Here is a 17369-nt window from a genome sequence, read left to right as displayed (position 1 = left end):
ATAAGCCGCTTCTTTTACAACCGGCATTTCATTTTTGGGCCGGGCGCGAGCGAGAGAACCTTTATACCATCCTGCCGCGCATGGCCAGCAGGCGTGCCACGCGTTCGTCAGTAGCGGGATGGGTGGCAAACAGGTTCTTGATACCGTCCCCGGAGAGCGGGTTGATGATCATCATCTGCGCGGTTTCCGGGTGCAGTTCGGCCGTCTCCAGGGGGGTGCCATGCGCACAGGCCTCGATTTTGCGCAGCGCCGAAGCCAGCGCTTCGGGATCGCCGGAAATTTCCGCACCGCCCTGGTCCGCGCCAAATTCGCGCGCGCGTGAAATCGCCATCTGGATCAGCATCGCCGCGATTGGCGCCACGATCATGATGAGGATGGCCACCGCCGGGTGCACGTTGCGCTCGCCATTGTTGTTGCCGCCGCCGAACAGCATGCCAAATTGCGCAAGCGCCGAAATCGCCCCGGCCACCGTAGCCGACATGGTGGAAATCAGGATGTCGCGGTGTTTGACGTGGGTGAGTTCATGCGCCATCACGGCACGCAGTTCGCGGTGACTCAGTAACTGAATAATCCCGGTGGTGGCGGCAACCGCCGCGTGTTCCGGGTTGCGCCCGGTAGCAAACGCATTGGGCTGTGCCTCGTCAATAATGTACACCCTGGGCATGGGCAGCCCGGCACGCTGGGCCAGCTCAGCCACGATAGCGTAGAACGCGGGCGCGGTGGCGGCATCGACCTGTTGAGCGTTGTACATTTTCAACACCATCTGGTCGGAAAACCAGTAGGCGTACACGTTCATTCCGCCCGCGAACAGCAACGCAATCAGCATGCCTTTTTGCCCACCCAGCAGCATGCCCACTGTGCCAAACAGGACGACGATACCCGCCATCAGTATGGAAGTTTTTAGCCAGTTGCCAAACATTGCCTGATTCCTTTCAGCCGTCGAAATTGACGCTGGTTAGATGGTGCGCGCAGCGCAAAATTCAATTGCCGAAGGGTGTACCGAAAGGCAGCGCATGACCCGCCAAAAACCGGCTGGCGGATTGACGCTTGCCGCCAGCGGGCTGCACCTCGGTGAGGCATAGCGCGCCGGTGCCGCAAGCGACCAGGATGCCCTGCGCATCGGCAGTGATCACCCTGCCCGGTGTGCCGCGGTGATCTGTAGCGTGAGCTGACCACACCTTGAACGGTGTGCCGTGCAGTCGGGTAGCCGCACCCGGAGCGGGATTGTATGCCCGCACCGCACGCGCCAACTCGGTGGCCGGCCGGGTAAAATCCAGTGCAGCCTCGGCCTTGCCGATTTTGGCGGCGTAGCACGCACCTTCATCTGGCTGTGGCGTTGCCTTGAGCGGGCCCTTGCTCATCTGGTCAAGCACGGTGACGATGGCCCGCCCGCCCAGCATGGCGAGCTTGTCATGCAGGCTGGCGCTGGTATCGTCTTGCGCGATCGGGATGGCATCACGGCGCAGCATGGCACCGGTATCCAGCCCGGCGTCCATCTGCATGATGGTGATGCCGGTCTCGGTGTCGCCCGCCAGAATGGCGCGCTGGATCGGCGCGGCACCCCGCCAGCGCGGCAGTAGCGAAGCGTGGATATTCAGGCAGCCGCGGCGCGGGATGTCCAGTACCGCCTGCGGCAGGATCAGGCCGTAGGCGGCTACCACCATCAACTCGGCGTCCAGCGCGCGCAGCGTATCCTGAATCCCTGGCGCTTTCAGGGAAACAGGCTGTAATACCGGCAGACCCAGCCGCAGCGCTTCCTGCTTGACCGCGCTGGGCTTGAGCTTCATGCCGCGCCCGGCAGGCCGATCCGGCTGTGTGAGCACGGACACAACGGTGTTTCCCGCTGCGTGCAGGGCAGTGAGCGCGACCCGGGCAAATTCCGGGGTTCCGGCAAAAATGATATGCATGGGAGTGACCGGTGAGGTCTGCGCTCACATGGTTTCGCGCAGGTGCTTTTTGAGTTTGTTCTTGATGCGGGTCTGTTTCAGGCTGGACAGATACTCGACAAACACCTTGCCCTTGAGGTGGTCCATTTCATGCTGGATGCACACCGCCAGCAGGCCGTCGGCATCGAGCGTGAAGGACGCGCCGTCTGTGTCCAGCGCCTCGACCGTAATGCGCTCGGCGCGGGTGACCTTCTCGTAAATGCCGGGTACAGACAGACAGCCTTCTTCGTGCACTGCACTGCCGTCGGCTTTGAGCAATTTCGGATTGATGAACACGCGCAGCTCGTCGTGTGTCTCCGAGATGTCAATCACGATCACCTGCTGGTGCACATCCACCTGGGTAGCAGCCAGGCCAATGCCGGGCGCGGCATACATGGTTTGCGCCATGTCGGCAACCAGTTTGCGGATGCGCTCGTCTACCTGCGCAACAGGTTTGGCAATGGTGTGCAAACGCCGGTCAGGGTAGTGGATAATATTCAGTAGCGCCATAATTGCTTGCCCGCATAAACCATTCCATGCAGAATCCAGATCAAGTCTCTAAATTAATTGCCGAATCAGCCGTTAAAACACAGGCTGACGTCTGAAAGACGTCACATTACTACACGGCACTTGTGATAGACAAGGTCCAAACTAAAAAATCCGCGCCAAGGGGATACCATGCGCAAGCTCGCTTTATCGTTGTTTTTAACTGGTTTTATGGCGCTTTCCAGCCATGCCGATACCCTCAAGATGCAGGAAAATGCGCCGGATCGCTATGTTGTGGTCAAGGGCGATACCCTGTGGGACATTTCCGCAAAATTCCTCAGGGATCCCTGGAAGTGGCCACAGATCTGGGGTATGAACAGGAAGGAAATTCAAAATCCGCACTGGATTTACCCGGGTGACGTGATCGTGCTCGACCGCAGCGGCGCCACGCCCAGGCTTTCCCTGCTCAAGGCAGAACAATACGGCACGGTGAAACTGTCCCCGCAAGTTCGCGTTGAAGCCGAAGCCGACCAGGGTGTGCCGTCGATCCCGGCGTCTGCAGTGAGTGCGTTTATCAGCCAGCCATTCGTGATGGAAGAAGGTGCGCTCAACGATGCCCCACGCATTATTGGTGCGCAGGAAGACCGCATCGTCCTCGGAGCAGGCGACCAGGCCTACGCCACCAACGGCAAGGGCGATACCCGCAACTGGAAAATCCTGCGTCCCGGCAAGGCGCTTAAAGACCCCGACACCAAAGAGCTTCTGGGTTACCAGGTTGAATACCTGGGCGAGGCGCATACCGTCGCAGAAGGTGATCCACAGCGCATCCTGATTACCCGCTCGTCGGAAGAAATCCAGCCTGGTGACAGGCTCAAACCGGCTACTGACGCCTACTCGTTCCGCTATATTCCCCACCCCCCCGCGGTCAGCATCCTGGGCCGGGTGATTTCAACCTATGGCGGGGTATCCGAAGCCGGGCAGTATGCCACCGTGGTGCTCAACAAAGGCAAGCGCGATGGCCTGGACGTAGGCACGGTGCTGGCGGTGTATAAAAAAGGCAACGTGGTGGACAACATCCGGCTACCCGACTCGCGTAGCGGGCTGGTGATGGTATACCGCGTATTCGACAAGGTGTGTTACGCGCTGGTGATGCAGACCCATCGCCCGGTTAACCTGCTGGATATTGTGCGCAATCCTTGAACCAGTCTGAACGCCGTGCCTGGCTGGGGTTGGCGCTCACTCGCGGGCTGGGCGGACAGTCCTATCGTGCCTTGCTTGCCGCATTTGGCGGTCCCGAGCAAATCTACGCCGCACCCGGCAGTGCATTGAAACCCTACCTTAGCCAGCCCGTTGTCCAGCGTATCGCGGCCGGCGTGGATGACGCCGCCATCGCACCTGCTCTGCGCTGGCTCGATGCGCCCGGCAATCATCTGCTCACCCTGGCCGACAGTGACTATCCGCCGCGTCTTCTGGAAATCCCCGATCCGCCGCCATTGCTGTACCTGAAAGGCCGCCGCGAATTGCTCGGTGCACCGATGCTCGCCATCGTCGGCAGCCGCAACGCCACGCCTCAGGGCGCGACCAACGCCGAAGCTTTTGCCGGTGCGCTGTCGCAGGCAGGGCTCACCATCGTCAGCGGACTGGCGTTGGGCATTGATGCTGCCGCGCACCGGGGGGGTCTGGTGGGCGCGGCCAGCAGCCTGGCGGTAGTCGGCACCGGGCTGGATATTGTTTACCCGGCGCGCAACAGGGCGCTGGCGCATCGGTTGGCCGAGGACGGTGCGCTTATCTCGGAATTTCCCATCGGCACGCCTTCCATCGCCGCCAATTTTCCGTGCCGCAACCGTATTATCAGCGGTATGGCCCTCGGTTGCCTGGTGGTGGAGGCCGCTTTGCAGAGCGGCTCGCTCATTACTGCACGGCTGGCGGCAGAACAGGGAAGGGAAGTCTTCGCCATTCCCGGTTCGATCCATTCGCCGCTGGCGCGCGGCTGTCACATGCTCATCAAACAAGGCGCCAAGCTGGTGGAATCGGCGCAGGACGTGCTCGATGAATTGCGCTGGCAAGCTGCCGTTCCCGCCGCTGCCGCTACCGGAACGTGCGACGACCCACTGCTGGCGGCGCTGGGTTTTGAACCGGTCAGCATGGATGTGCTGGCCGAGCGCTGCGGGTTGACGCCTGATAGGCTTTCCGCCATGCTGTTGGAAAGGGAGCTTCAGGGCAGTGTCGCCACACTTCCTGGTGGTTTCTACCAACGTATTGTTTAAAAAAGATAATGTTAGAAATCCTCATTTACCTGTTTGAAAATTACCCGCATATTGAACTGGCACCGCATCGCGATGCGCTGGCGCTCAAATTGACCGCAGCCGGCTTTAACGGCGATGAGATAGACTGCGCGCTGGACTGGTTCTCCGATCTGGGCACGCTCAACAGCGCAGAATACCCGGCCAGCCTGATGCACAGCCGCGCCATCCGGTTTTATGCCGAGGTTGAACAGGACCGGCTGGATAGCGAGAGCCAGGGCCTGCTGATGTTTCTGGAACAGGCCGGCATCCTCAACCCGCTGCAACGCGAGTGGGTCATCGACCGCGTGCTGGCGCTGGACGAAGACGAAATCACCCCGGACAAAATCAAGTGGATCGCGCTGATGGTGCTGTGGAGCCAGAACCCGAACCAGGACTATTTATTACTGGAGGATATGCTGTTTAACGATGGCAACAGCCTCCCCATCCACTAACGCCCCTGCGGCGCGCAGATACACATGTCATTTCTCGTTATTGTCGAGTCGCCTTCCAAGGCAAAAACCCTGAAAAAATACCTCGGCGCGGATTACGAAATCCTCGCCAGCTACGGTCACGTGCGTGACCTGGTGCCGAAAACCGGCGCGGTGGATACGGACAACCAGTTCGCCATGAAGTACCAACTCATCGAGCGCAACGAAAAACACGTCGACGCCATCGTGCGTGCGGCGAAAAAGGCGGATCGCATCCTACTGGCAACCGACCCGGATCGCGAAGGCGAGGCCATTGCCTGGCATCTCGCGGAAATCCTGCGCGAGAAGAAGATCACGCCGAAGAAGCCGATCGCGCGCATCGAGTTCCACGAAATCACCCAGAGCGCCATTCAGCACGCAGTCGACCACCCGCGTGAAATCGCCATGCCGCTGGTGGATGCGCAACAGGCGCGGCGTGTGCTGGATTACCTGGTAGGCTTCAATCTGTCGCCGCTGCTGTGGCGCAAAATCAGCCCGGGGCTGTCCGCCGGTCGCGTGCAAAGTCCGGCGCTGCGCCTGATTGTGGAGCGCGAGCTGGAAATCGAAAAGTTCCAGGCGCGCGAATACTGGACCATCCACCTCGACAGCCACAAGGGCAGGCAGGCATTTTCCGCGCGCCTGGTGCAGTACCAGGGCGAAAAACTCGACCAGTTCAGCATCGCTACGGGTGAGGCGCAACAGGCCGTTCTCGATGCCCTGACCAATGCCAAAACCGGCAATGTCACGCGCGTGGAAAAGAAGCGCAAATCGCGCAGCGCGGCCGCGCCGTTCACCACCTCCACGCTGCAACAGGAGGCGGTGCGCAAACTCGGCATGACCACCGAGCGCGCCATGCGCACCGCCCAGCAACTGTACGAAGGTATTGATATCGGCGGCGGCGCAGTGGGTCTGATCTCCTACATGCGTACCGACTCGGTGAATCTGGCGCGCGAAGCCATCGAAGACGTGCGCGCCTATATCGGCAAAAATTTCGCCGCCGACTACCTCCCCAATGCGCCGGTGTATTTCCGCAACAAATCCAAAAACGCCCAGGAAGCGCACGAGGCGATCCGCCCCACCGCGATTTCGCGCACCCCGGAATCGGTGCGCAAGTTCCTCACCATCGACCAGGCGCGTCTCTACGAAATGATCTGGAAGCGCACCCTGGCGTGCCAGATGAGTCCGGCGCAGTTCGACACGGTGAGCCTGGACATCGCCGTGGGCGGCCCGGCCAACCTGTTCCGCGCCACCGGCCAGACGCTGGTATTCCCCGGCTTCATCGCCGTGTATCAGGAAAACCAGGACGACGAGGAGAGCGAGGAGGAAGCCAAGCTGCCGGTGCTGAGTGAGGGCGAGACCGTGCCGGTGGACAGGCTCTCCGGCGAGCAGCACTTCACCCAGCCGCCGCCGCGCTACACCGAAGCCAGCCTGGTGAAAACCCTGGAAGAGTACGGTATCGGCCGGCCGTCCACCTACGCCAGCATCATCTCCACGCTGCAGGACCGCGAATACGCGGTACTCGACAAGAAACGCTTCATGCCCACGCCGATCGGGCGGCTGGTGAACTGTTTCCTCACCACTCATTTCACCCACTACGTGGACTACGACTTCACCGCCAAGCTGGAAGACCGGCTCGACGACGTCTCCAACGGCACACTCAAATATATTCCGCTGCTGGACGACTTCTGGCAGGAATTTTCCGGCACGCTCGCCGCCAAGGCCGACGTCGAGCGCGGCTGCCCGATCCCCGATGAACCGTGCCCCAAGTGCGGCGCCAGACTGTTCCTGCAGGCCAGCAAGCGCGGGCTGTTCGTCGGCTGCTCGGCGTATCCCGGGTGCGATTACACGCGCCCGCTGCACGGCGGCAACGAGGACGGCCCCACCGTGCTGGGGCAAGACCCGGACAGCGGGCAGGACATCCTGCTGCTGAATGGCCGCTACGGCTGGTACGTGCAGATCGGTGCCACGCCGGAAGACAAAAAGCTCAAACCCCGGCGCGCTTCGTGGCCGAAAACCCTGCCTGCCGAGCACGCCGATCTGCCCACCGCGCTGAAGTTGCTGTCGCTGCCGCGCGAAGTGGGCATGCACCCCGACACCCAACTGCCCATCATCGCCAACATTGGCCGTTTCGGCCCCTATTTGCAGCACGACGGCAAGTTCAAATCCCTCCCCAAGGCCGACGACGTTTACAGCATCGACCTGGCGCGCGCACTGGACGTGCTGGCCATGGCGAAAGAGCCGCGCGGCGGTGCGCCTGCCGGCAAGCCGCTGGGCAATCATCCCGAAGACGGCAAGCCGGTGACCCTGCACAACGGCCAATATGGCTGGTACGTCAAGCACGGCAAAGTCAATGCCACCCTGCCCAAGGATGCCGATCCGGCAGCCTGTACGCTGGAAGAGGCGCTTTCGCTGCTCGCCGCCCGCGCCGCCAAAGGCCCGGTTACCCGCAAGAAACCCGCCGCCAAAACCAAAGCCAAGCCGAAAACGCCCGCCCGGCGCACCAAAGCGGCTGCCTGATTTATCGGCGTGCTTTCGGACGGCACTGGCCCGCCGTACACAGCAATGTCAAAACCCGGCTTGGCTGGGATTCCCTTAAATTATGGGCGCTGTTTTACCATGTATCTTGAAAGAACGGTAATCAGCAAGTCATTCCATGCCGTGGTGCGGGTTAGGCGAAGCCGTGCAGCCTGTTTTAACCCGGGGTTTGCAAGCCCGTTTTTAGCAGATGGCGCACGCTTTATGCCATTCTGGTGAGCCCGAATAGTTGCTAAAAACGGCTGTTGGCCACCAGGAGCCTGTCGGACTTGAATGAAATGGGGTTCGCAGGGCTGGGCGGCGCGGCGCGGCGCTCAACTCGCAAATACAGGGCATGGGTGGCTGTTCCAGATTCACCCATCATCAGAAAAAATCACTTCTACTCAAAACCCGCGTCCCCTCCGTGTTCTCAGTGGCTTCAACTGCTTTTTTCTTCTTTATTGTTTTCTACCCTCCCCGTCAGATGGCTGCAAGGCTAAGCCGGGATCATTGCCGACTTTCGATAGGCCTGCCACGCATCGTCCAGATGCGCGCATGGCGTGAACCGGGGGAGTCCTGTGAAGCTGATTTTGCCGCTTGTGATTGCATGGGCCCTGGCTTGTGCGGCACCTTTTGTCGCCCGGGCGGCCACGGATGCTGCGCCGCTGACGCTCACCCTGGAGCAGGCCGAAGCGCGGCTGCTGTCAAATAACCGCGATATCCTGGCCGGGCAGCGCGCCGTCGAGTCCGCCGATGCGGTGCTGATGTCGGCGCGCGCGCGTCCCAATCCGCAGGTTTCCATCAACAGCGTCAGCATCACGCCGTCACGCGGGCTGGGTGCGGGCACACCTTACGATAAACGCATTGATACCATCGTGCGCGTGGACGAACTCATCGAGCGCGGCGGCAAGCGCGCCTTGCGCATGCGCACTGCGCGGCAATTGCAACAGGCAAGCCAGGATGATTTGTCCGATACCCGCCGCCAGCAGCGTGTGGCGCTGGATGCAGCTTACTACGACCTGCTGCTGGCGCAGGACAAAATGCGGCTGACTGCAGACAGTGCACAACTCGCCCAGGCAGCCCTGGACAAAGCCGAATTGCGCCTCAGGGCGGGCGACCTGGCGGCGTCAGAAGTGGCGGTTATTCGCGTTGATACGTTGCGCGCCAGCAACGACGCCGCACAGGCCGCAGCCGATGTGGCGACGGCGCGGCTGGCACTGGCCTACCTGATCGGTGCGGATGCCGATGCGCCGCGCATCCAGGCCACATCCGCCTGGCCGGTGCCAGGCGATCTGGCAACAAACGCCGATATCGAAGCTCTCATTGCCCGCCGCCCCGACATGCGCGCCGCTCAGGCACGTGTGGATGCGGCGCGCAGCGCGCGCGACCTGGTGCGGGCGCAACGCGTGCGTGACATTTCTGTTGGCGCGCAAGTTGAGCATTACCCGCCCGACAATGGCAACAGCTTCGGCGTGGGCGTGAGCTTCCCGCTTTTTCTTGGCAATGATTATGCGGGGGATATCCGCAACGCCGAGGTCGCGTTCGACGCTGCGCAAGACAACCTGGAACGTACCCATGCGCTGGCATTGGGCGAGCTGACACGTGCGCGCAACGCCCTCGACAGCAGCACCCAGCGACTCCGGCGCTATCAAACCGAGCTCATCCCCGCCGCGCGTCGCGCCGCCGATGCCGCCGAATTCGCCTTTGCCCACGGTGCCATTTCGGCGGTGAATGTGCTCGACGCACGCCGCACCTGGCGCGCCATCCAGATCGAGGCGCTGACAGCCCAGGCCGATTACGCGCGCGCCGTCGCTGCATGGCGCATCAATACCCAGCTTGCCAAGGACTGATGATGAAAATTTCCCGCCTCCTAATCGCATTGGCTGTCGTGGCAGCTGGTGCCGCTTATTTCATGTGGCATGCGCGCCCATCAGCAGCGACGGTTGCCGCCGCCCCGCGCGCTCCCAGCGACCCCGACGTATTGCGTTACCCGGCCGGCGCCCCGCAACTGGCGTCGATTCGCGCCGAGCCGGTGCAGCGGGTGGCGCTGCCACTGGCTGGGCCGCTCAATGGCCGGGTGGTGTACAACGAGGACGCTACCGCGCGCATTTCTTCGCCAATCAACGGCCGCGTGGTGACCATCAAGGCGCAACTGGGTGATAGCGTGCGTGCCGGACAAACCCTGCTGGTGCTGGATTCGCCGGATCTGGGCAGCGCCGAGTCGGATCTGGAAAAAGCCCAGGCCGATGCCAATGTCAAACGCCTGGCGCTCGTCCGTGCGCAAACCCTGTACCGCGGCGAAGCCCTGGCGCGCAAAGACCTCGAAGCCGCCCAGGCCGATTACGCCGCCGCGCGTGCCGAATCGCGCCGTGCCCGTCTGCGTTTGCATAACCTTGCCCCGGCGGGTGCGGTGAATGCCGACGAAGGCTACCCGCTGCGCAGCCCGATTGCGGGTGTGGTGGTCGAACGCCAGGTGAATCCCGGCATGGAGGTGCGCCCGGATTTGCCCAACCCCTTGTTTGTGGTCACCGACCCGGCACGGCTGTGGGTCAGCGTGGATTTGCCGGAAAACCTGCTTGGCAAAGTCGCGCTTGGTCATCCGGTAGCCATTGAGGTGGATGCTTACCCCGGCCAGCGTTTTGCCGGTCACATCGACAAAATCGCCCCGGCACTCGACCCGGTCACCCGCCGCATCATGCTGCGCTGCAGTGTGGATAGCGGAGCTGCCCGGCTCAAGGCGGAAATGTTTGCACGGGTCACCCTGCTCGCCGATGCGGACCAGCTGGCATTCCGCATCCCCAATGCAGCGCTGGTCAGCGACGGCCTGTACAGCTATGTGTTTGTCGAGCAGGCACCCGGCGTATTACGCAAGCGCCGCGTCACCCTCGCTGCACAGGATCGTGACTATGCCTACAGCGTGGACAGCCTGCGGCCGGGCGAACGCATTGTTACCAGTGGCGCGCTGCTGCTCAATTCCGAACTGGGCGTGACCCAATAACCGGGCGAATACGATGCTGGATAAACTGATTACCTTTGCCCTGCAGCAACGCGTATTTGTGCTGCTGATGGTGGTTGCGCTGGTGCTGCTGGGCTGGCATGCGTTGAGCGACCTGCCGATCGAAGCCTTCCCCGATGTGCAGGACGTGCAGGTACAGGTGGTGACCCAAATGGCCGGGCAGGCGCCGGAAGAAGTCGAGCGCAGCGTCACCCTGCCCATCGAGCGCGAAATGAGCGGGGTGGCGCGCATCACCCAGCTGCGCTCGGTATCGATGACCGGGCTGTCCATCGTCACGCTGACTTTTTCTGATCATACTGACGATTATTTTGCACGCCAGCAGGTGCTGGAAAAATTGCAGAACGTCAACCTGCCGCCCGGCGTGCAGCCCTCGCTGGCGCCGCTGACCACGGCGGTGGGCGAAATTTATCGCTATGTGCTGGATACCCCGGTCAATATGCCGCTGACCGAGGTGCGCGCGATTCAGGATTGGCAGATCCGTCCTGCCCTGCGCATGGTGCCGGGTGTGGCCGATGTGGCGAGCTTTGGTGGGCTGATCAAGGAATATCAGGTCAATGTTAATCCCGCATTGCTGAAAAAATACGGCGTCACTCTGGACCAGGTCAGCCAGGCACTCGCCAATGGCAGCGCCAACGTGGGGGGCGGCCTGATCAAGCGTGGCGACGAGGCATTGGTGGTGCGTGGTCAGGGGCTGTTCAACAGCGTGGACGATATTGCCCGCGTGGTGGTGCTGGCCAGGGACGGCAAAACCGTGCTGGTGCGCGACATTGGTGACGTGGGGATCGGTGCACGCCCGCGTTCCGGCATTGTTGCCTTCAACCAGCGCGATAACGTGGTTGAAGGCATCGTGCAGATGGTCAAAGGCCAGAATGCCGCCAAGGTGGTCAAGGCATTGCGCCAGAAAATTGTCGAGGTCGACGCCAAGCTGCCGCCGGGGGTGAGCATCCATCCCATCTACGACCGCACCCAGCTGATTAACCACACGGTGCACACGGTGAGCGAAAACCTCATCATGGGGGCGGTGCTGGTGATTGCCATTCTCATCGTGTTTTTGCGTAACTGGCGCGCGGCACTGATTGTGGCCTCAGTGATTCCGCTCGCGCTGCTGTTCGCTTTCATCCTGATGGACGCACGCGGCGTGTCGGCCAACCTGATTTCACTGGGGGCAGTGGATTTCGGGATTATCATCGACAGTGCCGTGGTGCTGGTCGAGGCGCTGATGGTGCGCCTGGCGCTGGCGGCGCAGGATGGACACGCCGCTCACCATACGCCGGCCTGGCGGATGCAGGCGCTCAAGCACACCGCCATCGAGCTGGGGCATCCCATCCTGTTTTCCAAGGCGATTATTATTTTGGCGTTTTTGCCGATTTTCACGTTCCAGCGCGTGGAGGGAAAAATCTTCACCCCGGTGGCGCTGACCTTGAGTTTTGCCCTGCTGGGCGCGCTCATCCTCACCCTTACCCTGGTGCCGACCTTGCTCTCCTACACCCTCAAGGGCGAACGTATGGCAGAGAAGCACACCCCTTGGATGCACAAGTTGCAGGAGCGCTACCGGGCGTTACTGGCGTGGTCGGAGGGCTATCGGCCATTCATCTTCGGTGGAGCGTTGCTGATGCTGGTGGTGGCACTGACCAGCGTGCCGCTATTGGGCAGTGAATTTCTGCCCAAGCTGGATGAAGGTAATATCTGGCTGACCATTACTCTGCCGCCGCAGACCGCGCTGGACAAGACCAAGGCCGTGGAGCGCCAGGTGCGTTCGATCCTGCTCAGTTATCCGGAAGTAAGCAATGTGATCAGCCAGGTGGGGCGGCCCGACGATGGCACCGACCCCAAAGGCCCCAACAATATGGAAATACTGGCCGACCTGAAACCGCACGCAACCTGGCGCTTTGCCGACAAGGACGCGCTGGTGGCGGATATGACGCAAAAGCTGAAAAGCATTCCCGGCCTGCCCACCAACTTTTCCCAGGTAATCGAGGACAACGTGGAAGAGGCGCTGTCCGGGGTGAAGGGTGAGATTTCGGTCAAGGTAAGCGGACCCGATCTGGATATCCTGGAGGCCAAGGCCGAGCAGATCGCCACACTGCTGGCCAGCGTGCGTGGTGCGAGCGACGTGGCGGCGATCAAGGTGGGCGGGCAGACCGAGCTTAATATCAAGCTGGACCGGGTACGCATGGGGCGTCTTGGCATCAGCGTCGCCGACGCCAACAGGGTGATCCAGAGCGCACTGGCGGATCAGGCGGTAAACAGTTTTTACCAGGGGGAACGGCGCTTTGACGTTACCCTGCGCCTGCAGGCGCCCTATCGCGATGCAGTGGATGACATTGGTAACCTGCAAGTGTCGCTGCCGGGCGGCAACGGCAGCGTGGCGCTGTCCGATATTGCCAGTATCAGCATCAAACAGGGCGCGGCGCGGATCAGCCGCGAGGCGGGCAGCCGCAATGTTTCGGTGAAGGCCAACCTGCTTGGGCGCGACCAGGGCAGCTTTGTCGCCGAGGCACAGCAACTGGTCAGGCAGCAGGTGAAATTGCCGTCCGGTTATACCGTCACCTGGGGCGGCCAGTTCGAGAACCAGCAACGCGCGATGAAACGCCTGAAAATCATCGTCCCGATCAGCCTGTTCCTGATTTTCTCGCTCCTGTTCTGGGCGTTTCGATCGGTCAAGCAGGCGGTGCTGGTGCTGCTGATGGTGCCGTTTACCCTGATCGGCGGCATTGCCGGACTGGGGCTGGCGGGGCTGCATCTTTCGGTATCGGCGGCGGTGGGCTTCATTGCCGTAGCGGGCATTTCGGTGCAGAACGGCGTGATCATGCTCGAACAGATCATCGCGCTGGTCAGGAACGGCGCCGATCTGCAGGCCGGTATCATGGACGGTGCGGTACAGCGCCTGCGCCCGATTCTGATGACTGCGCTGATGGCCGGCTTGGGTTTGCTGCCAGCAGCGCTCTCGCATGGTATCGGCTCGGAGACCCAGCGCCCGTTTGCGGTTGTGATTGTCGGCGGGATTGTGTCCGGCACGTTGTTTACCCTGTGGCTGCTGCCGCTGGCGTTTCGGTGGTTTAATCGCAATGTGGAAGGACAGCAGCCAGCGCGTTTATGAGGAAAACCCATGCGTATTCTGATAGTGGAAGATGACGAACTGCTCGCCGCCGGGCTGGCAGTTTCGCTGGCGTTGCCGGGCTATGCCGTGGATCGCGCGGTCAGCGGCGAAAAAGCATTACTTTCACTGGGTGCCGAGCATTACGACCTGGTCGTGCTGGATATCGGCCTGCCCGGCCAGGATGGCTTTGCAGTATTGCGCAAGCTGCGTGAACGCGGGCTTACCGTGCCGGTACTGATCCTCACCGCGCGTGACGCGGTGGCCGACCGGGTGCGCGGCCTCGACCTGGGTGCGGATGACTACATGGTCAAGCCGTTTGCATTGGGCGAATTCGAAGCGCGTGTGCGCGTCCTGCTGCGGCGCGGCCATCATGCGCAGAGCGCCCAGCTCAGTTGCGGACGTCTCACCATGGATACGCTGGCGCACCGGGTATGGCTGGGTGATACTCCGATTGGGCTCACCGCGCGCGAATGGGGGGTGCTGGAATATCTGCTGATGCGCCAGGGGCAGGTGCTGAGCAAAGACAAAATCATGCAGGCGGTGTGTAACTGGGACGAGGAAATCAGCCCCAACGCAGTGGAGGTGTACATGTCGCGTCTGCGCGCCAAGCTGGAGCCCGCCGGCATCAATATCCGCACCATACGCGGGTTTGGCTATCTGCTCGAAGAAGCAAAAAATGTACACCCGTAGCCTGCGGCGCCTGCTGCTGGGCTGGCTGCTGATTCCGCTGCTGGTGCTGCTGGTACTGGGGTCGGTCGGTACTTTTTACATGGCCCGCAACGCCGCCAATGACGCCTACGACAAGGAGCTGCTCGACCCCATGCTGGCGCTGGCGCAGTATATCCAGGTAGTGGACGGCAAGCCGGTGTTGAACCTGCCGCCCAGTGCCCGCGACCTGCTGCTGGTGGACGCCTACGATAATATCTACTATCAGCTTATCGCCGCCGATGGCACGCGTCTGGCGGGCAACCTGTATTTGCCGATACCCGCGCAGGTCAACGATAAGCCCCTGTTTTACAATACCGCGTTTCGCGGACGCAACATCCGCGCCGCCGCATTAAAGATGCACTTAAGCGGGGGCGGCAGCGCCTATCTGCAGGTGGCAGAAACGCTGGACAAGCGCGACCATCATCTGGTCGGCATTTTGGCCGGGATGCTCGCGCCTGCCGTGGTGATTGCACTGGCCGCGGTGCTGCTGGTGTGGTTCGGCATCCGTCGCGGCCTCGCCCCGCTGCAAAGCCTGCAGAAAGAAATCGCCGCACGCTCGCACCGCGACCTGCGCCCGGTACCCGAGCATCACGCGCCCGACGAAGTGCGGCCAGTGGTCGCCTCGCTCAATGCGCTGCTGGCACGGCTCAACGATTCCATGGATGGCCAGCAGCGCTTCCTGGCCAACGCCGCGCACCAGTTACGCACGCCGCTGTCCGGACTGCAAACCCAGGTCGAGCTTGCCTTGCGCGGCACCATGCCGGCTGAGCTGCGGGTCATGCTTACGCATCTCCTCGATGCCACCGTGCGCATCGCACATCTTGCCAACCAGTTGCTGACCCTGGCGCGCGCCGAACCCGGCGCCATGCCCCCCGATGCCATGCAGCCACTGGATCTGCGCAATGTGGTCGAAGACGCCGCGCGTGAATGGGTGCCACGCGCCATGGAACGGCAGATTGATCTCGGCTTCGATATGGAAAACGCATCCCTGGTAGGCGAGCCGCTGTTGATTCGTGAACTGCTCGCCAACCTGATTGACAACGCCCTGCGTTACACCCCGGCGGGCGGCAGCGTCACCGTACGGTGTCGCCAGGCCGGCGCTGCGGTGCTGGAAGTCGAGGACAACGGCATCGGCATCCCCGAGTCGCAACGCGACAAGGTGCTGGAACGTTTTCATCGGGTGGAAGGCAGCCCTGGTGACGGCTGCGGCCTGGGGCTGGCAATCGTGCAGGAAATTGCCCGGGTGCACGACGCCATGCTGGAAATCATCGCGCCGCCAGCGGGGCGCGGCACCCTGGTCCGGGTGAGATTTTCTCAGTCCAGCGCTTTTTCCAGCACGTAGTCATCCATCACCCACCCTGCGCCAATCTCGGTGACCACCGCCGCCGTGACGATAAAACCGTATTTTTGATAGGCGGCGAGCGCGATGTGGTTGTGTTTGTTGGTGCGTAGCGTGAGCGTGCCGCAGCCTTGTCTGCGCGCTTCGGATTCGACGCGCCCAAGCAGCGCGGCACCCACACCGCGGCGCTGCCAGGCAGGGTGCACATAGAGCTTGTCGAGCTTGATGCGCTGCGGGTCGATATCCAGGAAATAATGCGCAAAGCCGATCATTCCGGCTTCATTCTGCGCCATATCCCACCAACTGCCGAACTGGCCAAGCTGTTGCCTGATGAGCGCGGCGCGGTAGCGCTGATGCAGCATGTAATCAATCTGCGCCGGGCTGATGATGCCGGGATAATGCCTTTGCCAGATGTACCGTGCCAGCGCGCCCAGCGCCTCGATCTGGTCGGCTTGCAGCGCAGTAATTTGCCAGCTGGGGGCAATCATCCTAGAAAAAGCAAGTTAACCACGGCGTTCACGGAGAACACGGAGTAAAAACAACGGATAGCAGGTCGCCTGGCATTCACCCGCTGGGTGAGGCCATAAAAGCCCCGGGATTGCCTTTCTCCGTGCCCGCCGTGAGCTCCGTGGTTTAGAACCAAGTTTTTTAGGTTCATGGATACAGCTTTGGTTCGCCCTGCGGGCGCGTCTTGAAGCGCTTGTGCAGCCAGAAATATTGCTCTGGCATCTCTAGCACGCGGTCTTCGATGAAGGCATTCATGCGCCGTGTGTCGGCTTCCACATCAGCGCTGGGGAAATTGTCCCAGGCCGGGTAGAACTGCGCCACGTAGCCCTTGCCGCCAGGTAACTGACGCGTGACACAGGGCACCACCCTGGCATCCGCCACGCGCGCGATGCGCGGCAGCGCGGTCACTGTGGCAGCAGGAACACCGAAAAATGGCACGAATGCCGCATCCTTGGCGCCGAAATCCTGGTCCGGCAGGTAATACAGCGGCAAGCCCTGGCGTACCTCGCGCACCAGCGGGCGCACGCCGTCGTGGCGGGAAAACATTTTCGAGCTGCCGAAACGGGTACGGGCATGCAGCATGAGCCGGTCGAAATGGGGGTTTTTCATGCGGCTGTACATGGACACAATCGGCGCATAGCTGGCGGTGAAACGCACGCCGCCCATGTCCAGACCGACGAAGTGAGGCGCCAGCAGGATCACCGGCTGGCCGTGTAGCGGCTGGAAGTGCTCCAGTCCCGCAAAGTGCACCAGGCGCTTCACCCGCTCAACGGGTGACCACCACAGGATACCGTGCTCCAGCGCGCCACGTGCGGCACAGCGGAAATGATCGCGCAGCACTGCGTCGCGATGGATCCGATCCCATTGCGGGAAACACAATTGCAGGTTGATTTCACCGATGCGGCGGCGCCTGCCGGCAAAGCGGTACAGCAGGCTGCCCAGCGCATTGCCCAGCGTGGCTTGCATGGACAGCGGCAGCCAGTGCACCAGCCAGAGAAAAAATATGCCGATTCGGGACATGC

At 61.8% G+C, this 17369-nt stretch carries 14 protein-coding genes; 9 read left to right on the top strand and 5 right to left on the bottom strand.

Annotation, left to right across the window (positions count from 1 at the left end; genetic code table 11):
• Window positions 1–61: 61 nt before the first annotated feature.
• The 3 genes from htpX to def all read right to left on the bottom strand — a co-directional run bounded on the left by htpX (window position 62) and on the right by def (window position 2435).
• Entirely contained in the window at window positions 62–919 is an 858-nt protein-coding gene (htpX, locus tag GZH91_RS00475) for a zinc metalloprotease HtpX (RefSeq protein ID WP_147069691.1), read from the bottom strand.
• A gap of 61 nt (window positions 920–980) precedes the next feature.
• Complete coding sequence (gene fmt / locus GZH91_RS00470; RefSeq protein WP_147069689.1) at window positions 981–1907, bottom strand: methionyl-tRNA formyltransferase; 927 nt, start codon at window positions 1905–1907, stop codon at window positions 981–983.
• A 24-nt stretch (window positions 1908–1931) separates the two neighbouring features.
• A complete protein-coding gene (gene def / locus GZH91_RS00465) occupies window positions 1932–2435 on the bottom strand; it encodes a peptide deformylase (protein ID WP_147069687.1) in 504 nt (167 codons plus the stop codon).
• Between the two features lie 168 nt (window positions 2436–2603).
• Between def and GZH91_RS00460 the strand changes: the two genes are divergently transcribed.
• The 9 genes from GZH91_RS00460 to GZH91_RS00420 all read left to right on the top strand — a co-directional run bounded on the left by GZH91_RS00460 (window position 2604) and on the right by GZH91_RS00420 (window position 15843).
• A complete protein-coding gene (locus GZH91_RS00460; protein ID WP_147069685.1) occupies window positions 2604–3611 on the top strand; it encodes a LysM peptidoglycan-binding domain-containing protein in 1008 nt (335 codons plus the stop codon).
• Window positions 3608–4678: a DNA-processing protein DprA gene (gene dprA, locus GZH91_RS00455; RefSeq protein WP_147069683.1), complete on the top strand. Its 1071-nt coding sequence runs from the start codon at window positions 3608–3610 to the stop codon at window positions 4676–4678. Before GZH91_RS00460 ends, dprA begins: the two co-directional genes overlap by 4 nt.
• A gap of 8 nt (window positions 4679–4686) precedes the next feature.
• Window positions 4687–5148 carry a DUF494 family protein gene (locus tag GZH91_RS00450; protein WP_147069681.1) on the top strand — a complete coding sequence of 154 codons (462 nt, stop codon included), beginning with the start codon at window positions 4687–4689 and terminating at the stop codon, window positions 5146–5148.
• A 24-nt stretch (window positions 5149–5172) separates the two neighbouring features.
• Window positions 5173–7680, top strand: coding sequence for a type I DNA topoisomerase (gene topA, locus GZH91_RS00445; protein WP_147069679.1), 2508 nt, complete (start codon window positions 5173–5175; stop codon window positions 7678–7680).
• 575 nt (window positions 7681–8255) lie between these two features.
• On the top strand, window positions 8256–9527 hold the full coding sequence (locus GZH91_RS00440; protein WP_161984123.1) for a TolC family protein: 1272 nt from the start codon (window positions 8256–8258) through the stop codon (window positions 9525–9527).
• Window positions 9527–10675: an efflux RND transporter periplasmic adaptor subunit gene (locus GZH91_RS00435; RefSeq protein ID WP_223264435.1), complete on the top strand. Its 1149-nt coding sequence runs from the start codon at window positions 9527–9529 to the stop codon at window positions 10673–10675. The genes GZH91_RS00440 and GZH91_RS00435 overlap by 1 nt, the downstream gene beginning before the upstream one ends.
• A 13-nt stretch (window positions 10676–10688) precedes the next feature.
• Window positions 10689–13793 carry an efflux RND transporter permease subunit gene (locus tag GZH91_RS00430; protein ID WP_147069675.1) on the top strand — a complete coding sequence of 1035 codons (3105 nt, stop codon included), beginning with the start codon at window positions 10689–10691 and terminating at the stop codon, window positions 13791–13793.
• A 9-nt stretch (window positions 13794–13802) separates the two neighbouring features.
• Window positions 13803–14483, top strand: coding sequence for a response regulator (locus tag GZH91_RS00425; protein WP_147069673.1), 681 nt, complete (start codon window positions 13803–13805; stop codon window positions 14481–14483).
• Window positions 14470–15843 carry a sensor histidine kinase gene (locus GZH91_RS00420; RefSeq protein ID WP_147069672.1) on the top strand — a complete coding sequence of 458 codons (1374 nt, stop codon included), beginning with the start codon at window positions 14470–14472 and terminating at the stop codon, window positions 15841–15843. Before GZH91_RS00425 ends, GZH91_RS00420 begins: the two co-directional genes overlap by 14 nt.
• Here GZH91_RS00420 and GZH91_RS00415 read toward each other — a convergent pair.
• Window positions 15816–16328: a GNAT family N-acetyltransferase gene (locus tag GZH91_RS00415; protein ID WP_147069670.1), complete on the bottom strand. Its 513-nt coding sequence runs from the start codon at window positions 16326–16328 to the stop codon at window positions 15816–15818. The genes GZH91_RS00420 and GZH91_RS00415 overlap by 28 nt on opposite strands.
• Window positions 16329–16494: 166 nt before the next feature.
• Window positions 16495–17367, bottom strand: coding sequence for an LpxL/LpxP family acyltransferase (locus GZH91_RS00410; RefSeq protein ID WP_147069668.1), 873 nt, complete (start codon window positions 17365–17367; stop codon window positions 16495–16497).
• Between the last annotated feature and the right edge of the window lie 2 nt (window positions 17368–17369).

Origin of the sequence: Sulfuriferula plumbiphila (assembly GCF_009938015.1) — a bacterium.
Classification (GTDB): Bacteria; Pseudomonadota; Gammaproteobacteria; order Burkholderiales; family Sulfuriferulaceae; genus Sulfuriferula; species Sulfuriferula plumbiphila.
This window is presented reverse-complemented; position numbering and strand designations above follow the sequence as displayed.

Bases quoted from the DNA above. Each gene is read 5' to 3' on its own strand.
- GZH91_RS00430 (WP_147069675.1), top strand. From the start codon at position 10,689: ATGCTGGATAAACTGATTACCTTTGCCCTGCAGCAACGCGTATTTGTG.
- GZH91_RS00420 (WP_147069672.1), top strand. From the start codon at position 14,470: ATGTACACCCGTAGCCTGCGGCGCCTGCTGCTGGGCTGGCTGCTGATT.
- GZH91_RS00410 (WP_147069668.1), bottom strand. From the start codon at position 17,367: ATGTCCCGAATCGGCATATTTTTTCTCTGGCTGGTGCACTGGCTGCCG.
- def (WP_147069687.1), bottom strand. From the start codon at position 2,435: ATGGCGCTACTGAATATTATCCACTACCCTGACCGGCGTTTGCACACC.
- GZH91_RS00415 (WP_147069670.1), bottom strand. From the start codon at position 16,328: ATGATTGCCCCCAGCTGGCAAATTACTGCGCTGCAAGCCGACCAGATC.
- GZH91_RS00450 (WP_147069681.1), top strand. From the start codon at position 4,687: ATGTTAGAAATCCTCATTTACCTGTTTGAAAATTACCCGCATATTGAA.
- fmt (WP_147069689.1), bottom strand. From the start codon at position 1,907: ATGCATATCATTTTTGCCGGAACCCCGGAATTTGCCCGGGTCGCGCTC.
- htpX (WP_147069691.1), bottom strand. From the start codon at position 919: ATGTTTGGCAACTGGCTAAAAACTTCCATACTGATGGCGGGTATCGTC.
- GZH91_RS00425 (WP_147069673.1), top strand. From the start codon at position 13,803: ATGCGTATTCTGATAGTGGAAGATGACGAACTGCTCGCCGCCGGGCTG.
- GZH91_RS00460 (WP_147069685.1), top strand. From the start codon at position 2,604: ATGCGCAAGCTCGCTTTATCGTTGTTTTTAACTGGTTTTATGGCGCTT.
- GZH91_RS00435 (WP_223264435.1), top strand. From the start codon at position 9,527: ATGATGAAAATTTCCCGCCTCCTAATCGCATTGGCTGTCGTGGCAGCT.
- topA (WP_147069679.1), top strand. From the start codon at position 5,173: ATGTCATTTCTCGTTATTGTCGAGTCGCCTTCCAAGGCAAAAACCCTG.